Annotated in this window: 2 protein-coding genes; one reads left to right on the forward strand and one right to left on the reverse strand. The window is 73.6% G+C overall.

From position 1 onward, the window contains the following. Window positions 1–1,087: ATP-binding protein (locus FV222_RS26370; protein ID WP_147816074.1), on the forward strand; the 1,087-nt coding region annotated here is incomplete at its 5' end. Here FV222_RS26370 and FV222_RS26375 read toward each other — a convergent pair. Further along, window positions 1,078–1,313, reverse strand: a 236-nt coding sequence (locus FV222_RS26375) for a helix-turn-helix domain-containing protein (protein WP_187277490.1), incomplete at its 5' end; no start/stop codon positions are given. The genes FV222_RS26370 and FV222_RS26375 overlap by 10 nt on opposite strands.

The following is a 1,313-nucleotide window of genomic DNA, read 5'->3' on the forward strand; positions in this document are numbered from 1 at the left end:
GCGGCAGACCGAGCGCCACGCGGTGGCCGAGGCGCTGCTCGCCAACATCCCCGACCCGGTGATCCTGGTCGATCGCCGCGCGGTGGTGATCGAGGCGAACCCGGCGGCGCGCGCCCTGCTCCCGACGCTGCGCCTGCGCCACCCGCTCTCCTTCGCCCTGCGGGCGCCGGACGTACTCGACGCGGTCGAGGCGGTCCTGCGCACGGGTGCGCCCTCGAAGACCACCTACGCCGTCCGGGTGCCGACGGAGCGCGCCTTCGAGGTGCAGATCGGCGCATTGCCGATGCCGGACGGCGGCCAGGCCAACGTGGTGCTGTTCCTGCGCGACCTCACCGCCGCGCGGCGCCTGGAGGCGATGCGCGTCGACTTCGTCGCCAACGCCAGCCACGAGCTGCGCACCCCGCTGGCCTCGTTGCTCGGCTTCATCGAGACGCTGCAGGGGCCGGCGCGGGCCGACGCGCCGGCGCGCGAGCGCTTCCTCGGCATCATGCACAGCCAGGCGCAGCGCATGACCCGGCTGATCGACGACCTGCTCTCGCTCTCGCGGATCGAGCTGCGCGAACACGTGGCGCCGACGCAGGTGGTCGACCTCGGCACGATCGCCCGCCAGATGGTCGACGCGCAGGGCGCGCTCGCTGCCGCCCGCGGCGTGGCCATCACCCTGGAAGCGGGCGAGGGGGCGTACCCGGTGCTCGGCGAGCCGGACGAGTTGCTCCGCGTCGTCGAGAACCTCATCGAGAACGCGGTGAAGTACGGCGGCCGCAGCGTCGTCGTCGCCCTGGATCGGACGCGGGACGCGCTGCACGGCAGCCGCATCGTGCTCAGCGTGCGCGACGACGGGCCGGGCATCGCCCCGGAGCACCTGCCGCGCCTCACCGAGCGCTTCTACCGGATCGACGTGGCGTCGAGCCGGCAGAAGGGCGGCACCGGCCTCGGGCTCGCGATCGTCAAGCACAGCCTCAACCGCCACCGCGGCCGCCTCGCCTTCGAGAGCGAAGTCGGCGCCGGCACCGTGGTGCGGGTCACTTTGCCCGAGCACCGCGCGCGGGAAGCGTCCGAGCCGACGGACGCCGCAGATCAGCCGTAGGCGGCGATGGCCCGGGCGCAGCCGGGCTCGGCCACATCGAGCCCCGAGCCGACGTATTCGTTGAGCTTGTTGCGCAGCGTCCGGATCGAGATGCCGAGGATCTTGGCCGCATGGGTGCGGTTGCCGAGGCAGTGGTCGAGGGTGTCGAGGATCAGGTCGCACTCGACCTGCGCCACCGTGCGGCCGACGAGGCCGCGGGTGGCGGCCTCCGCCACCTGCGCCGCCC

Origin of the sequence: Methylobacterium sp. WL103, from assembly GCF_008039885.1 — a bacterium.
GTDB classification, from domain to species: Bacteria; Pseudomonadota; Alphaproteobacteria; order Rhizobiales; family Beijerinckiaceae; genus Methylobacterium; species Methylobacterium cerastii.